Here is a 6,300-nt window from a genome sequence, read left to right on the forward strand (position 1 = left end):
CGCTCGGCGACGCGGAGTTGGGGGAACCCGGATGAGCGGGCTCGAGGACATCGGCACCCCGGCGGCCACGGGACACCCGTGGTTCGGACGCCACCGGCTGAGGCCGCCCGACGCGCCCGCGGACACCATCCGGGAGATGCTGCGCACCGAGATCAGGGACACCGGCTGGCCGTATCAGCCGCTGCTGCCCGCCGCGCCGATCGCGCTGCCGCGCGCGTCCTACGCCGAGCTGTTCCGCGCCACCGCGGCGCTCCTCGACCTGGTGCGCCGCACCGCCCTGGAGACCGCGCCCACCACGGAGGGCAGGCTGGCGGCGTACGGCATGCCGGACAGTGAACACCGGCTGTTCATGGCAGACCCGTTCACCGAGGAGCGGTACGCGGACTGCGTGGCCCGGCCGGACATCATGATCGGGCCGGACGGGCCGCGGTTTCTGGAGTTCAACGTCAGTGGCGCGCTCGGCGGCCCCGTGGAGACACACTGCCGCCTCGAGGTGTGGCGCAAGCTCTACGCCGACGACGCGGGCCGGCTGCCGTTCCGCTGCCGGAGCCCGTTCGCGGTGCGCGCCGAGATGTTCCGGGACCTGTGCGCGGAGCTGGCCGTGGCGCCCCGGGTGGCCCTGGTGGGCAGCGCCCGCGACCAGGGGGTGGAGTCCACCCGCTACTTCGACATGGAGGCCGACCACTTCAACGGCCACGGGCTGACCGCGCGCTTCTTCGAACCCGAGGATCTGCACGAGGCATGGGACTGCCCACCGCGGCTGCGCTACCCGCTCGGGCTGCGCAACTTCACCCTCCCCGACTGGGCCGAGCTGGGCATCGACACCGCGCCGGTGCAGGCCGCGCTGGACCACGGCTGTCTGCTGGTGTCCACCCAGACCTCCACCTTCCTGTCCAGCAAGCTGACCATGGGCCTGCTGTCGGAGGGGCGGCCGTGGATGAGCGCGGCGGAGCGGGCCCTGGTCGACAGGTATCTGCCGTGGACACGGGTGCTGACCCACCGCAGGACGAGCCGGGGCGGCCGCGAGGTCGACCTCGTCCCCTTCGCGGTGGCCAACCGGGAGCTGCTGGTGCTCAAGGAGAGCATCGGGATGAGCGGCAAGCAGGTCGTCATCGGCCGGGAGAGCGGCCAGGCGGAGTGGGAGGCGGCGGTGGCCGGGGCGGCGGAGGCGGGCACCAGCGTGGTGCAGGAGTTCGTGGCGCCGCGCACCTGTCGGCTGGCGATGGTCGCCGACGGCGTCCGGGAGCCGCACGACGTGGAGGTGGCCCCGGTGCTCGGGCCCCTGCTGTTCGGCGGCCGCCCGGCGGGGATGTTCTCCCGCTTCTTCGGCGACGGCACCGCGGGGATCGTCAGCGTCCTGGGCACCAACAGCTCCGACGACTGCGTCGTGGCCATCTAAGCGGCGTCACGCGCCGGTGGGGCGTGCTCGTACGTGCATCCGCTCGCCCTGCGCCCCGAAGAGGCTCAGCACCTCGACGGGCTGGTCACCCGCGCCGGCGAAGCCGTGGGGGACACGGGTGTCGAACTCGGCGGCCTCGCCGGCGGTGAGGACGAGGTCGTGCTCGCCCAGCGCGAGACGCAGCCGGCCGGCGAGCACATAAAGCCACTCGTACCCCTCGTGCACCTTCTGCTCGAGCCGAGTGCCCTCGGACGTCTGCCCGGCGGGCAGGATCATTTTGTAGGCCTGTAGCCCGCCGAGGTGGCGGGTCAGCGGCACGAACACCCTTCCGTGCCGGGTGAAGGGCCGCGGATGGATACGAGGATCGCCGGTGGCGGGCGCGTCGACCAGCTCGTCCAGCGGCACCTGATGGGCCCTGGCCAGGGGCAGCAGCAGCTCCAGGGTCGGCTTGCGCTGCCCCGACTCCAGGCGCGAGAGGGTGCTGACCGAGATCCCGGTCGTCTCGCTCAACTGGGACAGCGTGGCACCGCGCGCCAGCCGCAGCGCGCGCAACCGCGGCCCCACACCCGTCAGCACACTCGCGAAATCGTCGTCCGACACCCTTCTATTTGCCGTTCCGGCAAGGGCTTTTGTCAAGTGGCCTGGAAACCGCACCTCCGCCAGGCGCGCGGGCCCGCCTGTTTCCCCCGCCTGGGCACGCGCGGGTCCCCTACGCGCACACCGGGCTCGTACGCTGCCCGACTCCGTGGACGACGCCCAGGCCATCCTGCTCTGGGACGGCGCCCACCCCTGACGCGCGGAGCTTCGTCAGCTCCTCAGCTCCGCAGTTCTTCGAAGAGTCGCTCCCAGTCGTCCAGGAAGCGTTTGAGCCCGTACCGGTCGAGCGCCGCGCGGCGGGCTCGTGCCCCGTCCTCGGCCGCCGCCCCCGGCTCCCGGAGATAGGTCCGGACGGCGCGGGCGAGCACCTCGGGGCGGGTCGAGAGCACACCGGCGCCCTCGGGCACCGCCTCGACCGCCTCGGTGGTGGCCAGCGCCACCACGGGCATGCCCAGGTGCATGGCCTCCAGGAGGGACATCCCGAGCGAGGTCCAGCGCGGCGGGTGCAGATACAGCCGGCGGCGGGCCATCTCGGCGTGCAGCCGGGCCTGCGGCAGCTCCGCGCGGCGCAGCCGGTCCTCGGTCAGCCCCAGGTACGCGGCGAGCCCTTCCGTGCGGCGGCCGAAGACGTCCAGCGGCGCCGCCCGGCTCAGCTCGGGCAGCAGATCCGTGCCGGTGGTGCGGCCGCGCGGGATCGGGTCGTTGACGACGACGGCGGCGCGCTCCAGCTCCCCGGTGTACAGATGGCCCGGGTCGACGACGCCGTGCTCGATCACCGTGGTGGGGGCGGTGCCGCTGTCCCAGAAGAGCCGGTTGAAGTGGGTGATGTGCACCAGGGGCACGCCCCGCAGATCGTCCCGGTCGGCGCAGGGGTGGCGGGTGCCGGGGACGCCTCCGCCCGGGGTGCCGTGCTCCACGTAGACCGCGGGCACATCGCGCCCGGGGCGGCGCCCGCCCAGCCAGCACTCGGCGAGCGCGGCCTCGTGCGGCCGCTGGAGGACCACCAGGTCGACCGGGGCGTCCCGCAGTCGTACGGGGCTCAGCTCGGTGACCGAGGCGGGCCAGGTGAACGTGCGCCCGCGGCCGAGGCAGTCGGGCCCGCGGTCGGGCAGGGCCGGCAGCAGATAGCGGTGCGGTCCTTGGACGAACGCCGTGGTCCATGAGCCGTGCACAGGCCAGATCAGGATGTTCATGCGCTCACCTCGCTCAAGCGCTCAACGGGTCCGGGGCAACGAGCCGACGGGCCGACGTGATCAACGCGCTCTGGCGAGTAGCCCACTGATACGCGACAAAACGTGACGCTACGCGGTCGTGCAGTGACGCCCGAAGGGCGGACCCAAGCCCCGCCCGGCCTTCCCTGTCCCTCGCCCCTGTTCCCTATCTCTCCCGGCCCCGTCGTTCCTGTTGGCCTTCGAAGGCCCGCGCCTCGGGCAGCAGCTCCCGGATGTCGCTCGGCAGCGCCTTGTACAGCCTCTCCATCAGCTCCGGGCTCACCGCGGAGTCCAGCACCTCGAAGAACACGCTCGCCTCCCGGATCGCCTCGTCCTCCGATGCCCGGGCGCGCCAGGCGATTCGCCCCGCGAAGCCCGTGAGGTCGAACCGTTCGCCGTGGTTGCGCCGGTAGGCCCGCTGCGCGGGTGAGGCCTCGTGGGACGCGGCCACCCGTCGCATGGAGTAGGCCGCCTCGGGTGGCAGCTGCGCCGCCATGTGGTCGGCCAGACCGTCCGGGATCCGCTCGGCGAGGGTCTCGAGCGTGGCGCGCACCGCCCGCTCCGCCGACCGCCGGTCGGGCAGCTGCGCCAGTGCCTGGACCTGGCTCGTCAGCTCTTCGTAACGCATGAACAGCACCCCCAGCGTCGCGCTGTCGGCATCGTCGGTCGAGTGCCCACGGCCGCCCCCGCGAACCGCCGGTGGCGGGCCGCCGTACGCCCCTTGTTAACGTCGGACGAGCCGCACACGAGGGCAGAACCGAAGAGGCAGAAGAGGGAGCAGAGCATGGCCCGAGCGCCGCGCGTCGAACTGGACTCACCGTTACCCGAAACGGTGGACGGCCGTCAGATCAGAGCCGTCGCCTTCCAGGCCAGCCGCCTGGAGTACGTGGACAAAACCCTGCGGAGCGTCGGCCTGACCGCGGCCGGGAGCCGGGCCCTGGTGGTGGGGAGCGGCCGCGGACTGCTGGCCCGCGGCCTGGCCGGGGTGGGATTCGACGTTGTCGCCATCGACCCGTCCGCGTCCGCGACGGCGATCGCGCGCGAGGCGGGCGAGCGGGAGGCGGGCGAGCGGGAGCGCTTTGCCGTCCGGTACGAAACCGCGCCACCCGAGGAACTGGGCGTCGCCGCCGCCGCGTTCGACCTCGTCTACTACGCGGACACCTTCGAGGTCACCCCGGCCCTCGACCCGGTCCTGGCGGAGGGGGCCCGGGCGCTCGCGCCGGACGGTGTGCTGGTCTACGACACCGTGAACCGCACCCTGGTGTCCCGGCTGATCTACCTCATCGCCTTCCAGCGCCTGCCCATGACCCGGATCATGCCACCCGGCCGCTACGCCGCGGAGCGGATGCGTACCCCCGCCGAAATGACGGAGGCGCTGCGCCGCCATGAGCTGCGCAACCAGGACATCTGCGACTTCAAGCCCCGTGATCCGCGCAGCTTGGTCAAGGCCACGATGGACCGTCGCCGCGGGCGGATCACCGACGAGGAGATCCCGCCCATCGTCGACTTCGTCCTGGCCCCCGACACCCGGCCCCAGGTCACCTACCTCGGCTACGCCCGCAAGGCCTGATGGGCCACGGCGGCGGGCCGGGCGGGCGCGGGGCACACTGGGCACCGTGACGGCAAAACGAAGCGCCGGCATCCTGCTGTTCCGCGGGGCGGTGGCGAAGGGGGCGGCCGGGGCCGACCCGGTCTCCGCCGCGCAGGTCCTTCTCGGCCACATGGGCGGACCCTTCTGGGCGCGCAAGGACGAGCGCGCGTGGTCCATCCCCAAGGGCGAGTACGAACCGGACGAGGCCCCGGAGGCCGCGGCACGCAGGGAGTTCCAGGAGGAGCTGGGCCTGCCGCCGCCCCCGGGCGACCTCCTTCCGCTCGGCTCCGTCCAGCAGACCGGGGGCAAGGTTGTCACGGTCTGGGCGCTGGCGGCAGACCTCGATCCGCGGCGCGTCACCCCGGGCACTTTCGAGATGGAGTGGCCGAGGGGGTCCGGGCGGCTTCAGACCTTCCCCGAGATCGACCGGGTGGTGTGGCTGGATCTCGCGCAGGCGCGCATGAAGATCGTGGCCAAGCAGGAGATCTTCCTGGACCGCCTTGAGGAGCGGCTGCGCGGCTGACCCCGCGGATGTGCGCCGCTGCGCGGCATTCCCGGTCGCCGGGAGCGGGCTTCGTCTCGCGCCTTCGGCGCAAAGACGGCGGGCAGCGGGAAGGAGGGGCGGTGGCTCCGGTCGCTCGCCGGCCGCGGGTTGGTGGGTGGAGCTCCGGTTCGGGGTCTCCCTCCACCCCCTTGGAAAAAAGTGCTTGATGTAGAGCAAGCAATACCCTGACGAATGCAGTCTCTTCTGTGTGCTGTGACCTGCGCGTTCACCCTGGAACGGCCTGGGACTGCTCTACGTCCCGAGCGCGGTCTGTGCTCCGGCGGCGATGTGGGTCACCTGCTCGCGGAACTCCTGGGAAAGGGACTCGCGCGGGTATCGCTGCTCTAGTTCGTCGGTGAGTTCCCCGGCAACCATGAGAAGGGAGGGCAGAGACTTCCGCGAGGTTTGAAGCGCGCGTCCCGCGACGGAGACGGCCTCTTCAAGCTCGCCGAAGCGGGCGGCGGCGACACCGTAGGAACAACCAGCCTGCGGATACGAGTAGTTCGCGGTGTTGGGCCAGTGTGGTGCGGCCCTGCAACATGTCGGTGACATGGCGAACACCCGCACGCGTCTGGTGGTGGAGTTGATCAGCGGCCATGTCCCGGCCGTCAGGCCGCAGCTCGCCCGAGCGTCCCGGCCGACCGGCGCGCCGCAGGCGCGCCCTTGAAGGAAGTACAGAGGATTTAGACGCAACAGCGCCTGGGCGCCGTCGGAGTGATGCAGTAAGCCAACGCCGGTGTCCGCGTTCACCCGCAACTCCTCCGACAGGAGCGCGCGGCCGTCCGCGTCCGAGTGCCGTAGGCGCCACGTCCGGGTCGGCAGATCGTCCGATGCCTGAGTTGTGGTGAGTATCGGACAGCGACACGCCGACACCACGGCGTGTCGCTGTCCGATAATCAACACAAAAAAACAGGGCGGGGGGTGGGTAAGGGGCCCGGAAAAAAGGGAAAAAAACCCC

At 71.8% G+C, this 6,300-nt stretch carries 7 protein-coding genes; 3 read left to right on the top strand and 4 right to left on the bottom strand.

Translation table 11 applies throughout. The features are described from left to right. Nucleotides 1–31: 31 nt before the first annotated feature. Nucleotides 32–1,399 (top strand): hypothetical protein, encoded by a 1,368-nt coding sequence (locus ACH4S9_RS20265; RefSeq protein ID WP_398373418.1) that lies wholly within the window; start codon nt 32–34, stop codon nt 1,397–1,399. A 6-nt stretch (nt 1,400–1,405) separates the two neighbouring features. On the opposite strand, the gene ACH4S9_RS20270 is transcribed toward ACH4S9_RS20265, so the two are convergent. The 3 genes from ACH4S9_RS20270 to ACH4S9_RS20280 all read right to left on the bottom strand — a co-directional run bounded on the left by ACH4S9_RS20270 (nt 1,406) and on the right by ACH4S9_RS20280 (nt 3,835). Further along, complete coding sequence (locus tag ACH4S9_RS20270) at nt 1,406–1,999, bottom strand: helix-turn-helix domain-containing protein (RefSeq protein WP_398373420.1); 594 nt, start codon at nt 1,997–1,999, stop codon at nt 1,406–1,408. Nucleotides 2,000–2,214: 215 nt separating this feature from the next. Further along, nucleotides 2,215–3,189 (bottom strand): glycosyltransferase, encoded by a 975-nt coding sequence (locus ACH4S9_RS20275; protein ID WP_398373422.1) that lies wholly within the window; start codon nt 3,187–3,189, stop codon nt 2,215–2,217. Nucleotides 3,190–3,373: 184 nt separating this feature from the next. Continuing rightward, nucleotides 3,374–3,835, bottom strand: a complete 462-nt coding sequence (locus tag ACH4S9_RS20280; RefSeq protein WP_398373424.1) for a DUF2267 domain-containing protein — start codon at nt 3,833–3,835, stop codon at nt 3,374–3,376. 156 nt (nt 3,836–3,991) lie between these two features. Between ACH4S9_RS20280 and ACH4S9_RS20285 the strand changes: the two genes are divergently transcribed. Together ACH4S9_RS20285 and ACH4S9_RS20290 are read left to right on the top strand one after the other, a co-directional pair. Further along, the gene (locus tag ACH4S9_RS20285; protein ID WP_398373426.1) at nt 3,992–4,777 is read left to right on the top strand and encodes a class I SAM-dependent methyltransferase; all 786 of its coding nucleotides are present in this window, start codon (nt 3,992–3,994) and stop codon (nt 4,775–4,777) included. Between the two features lie 46 nt (nt 4,778–4,823). Beyond that, nucleotides 4,824–5,321: an NUDIX domain-containing protein gene (locus ACH4S9_RS20290; RefSeq protein WP_311725482.1), complete on the top strand. Its 498-nt coding sequence runs from the start codon at nt 4,824–4,826 to the stop codon at nt 5,319–5,321. 273 nt (nt 5,322–5,594) lie between these two features. Here ACH4S9_RS20290 and ACH4S9_RS20295 read toward each other — a convergent pair whose 3' ends face one another. Continuing rightward, nucleotides 5,595–6,092, bottom strand: coding sequence for a hypothetical protein (locus ACH4S9_RS20295; RefSeq protein ID WP_398373429.1), 498 nt, complete (start codon nt 6,090–6,092; stop codon nt 5,595–5,597). Nucleotides 6,093–6,300 lie beyond the last annotated feature (208 nt).

Origin of the sequence: Streptomyces sp. NPDC021225 (genome assembly GCF_044332865.1) — a bacterium.
Classification (GTDB): Bacteria; Actinomycetota; Actinomycetes; order Streptomycetales; family Streptomycetaceae; genus Streptomyces.